Below are 519 nucleotides of genomic sequence, written 5' to 3' on the forward strand. Positions count from 1 at the left end.
GCTCAGGGTCGAGACTATTAACCAAGGATAATTGAACGCAGGGGATATCTGCTTCCGGATACATTATTTTTAACGGTACAAACAAACCGTGGTCGAACCCTCGGCTATCATCAAGTTTTGCTTCAATACCAGCCTGTTTCAACACTTCAGCCATTGATTGTGATAACGCAGGATTCCCCGGACAGGGATATTCAATCTCATAGGATTCTTTGGGAAACCCGTTGTAATCATAGATAAGCGAAGGATTTTCACCAGAAGTGATGGTCGGAGAAGCTTGTTCCCAATGAGCACTGACAACAATGATTGCCGATGGGCGTTCTATGGATGCCGCGATATTCTTCAAACAGCTAACCATCTCCTCATGACTTTCATCGCCCAGCAGCGGCATCGGTCCACCACCATGTGATAAATATAATGCTCGACGTTGGTTGTTCATTGGGATTCCTCGCTGATAAATAAACCACGGAGACACAGAGGGCACATAGGTTTCAAAAAGATCTATCCGCAGATTACGCAGAT

At 45.3% G+C, this 519-nt stretch carries 1 protein-coding gene; it reads right to left on the reverse strand.

The window, feature by feature from the left end; all coding sequences use genetic code 11:
• Nucleotides 1-436 (reverse strand): DODA-type extradiol aromatic ring-opening family dioxygenase (locus tag B3O33_RS08050; RefSeq protein WP_292363363.1); only part of this gene is annotated, 436 nt, incomplete at its 3' end.
• Nucleotides 437-519: the final 83 nt, after the last annotated feature.

Origin of the sequence: Methylophaga sp. UBA1464 (assembly GCF_002325665.1) — a bacterium.
Classification (GTDB): Bacteria; Pseudomonadota; Gammaproteobacteria; order Nitrosococcales; family Methylophagaceae; genus Methylophaga.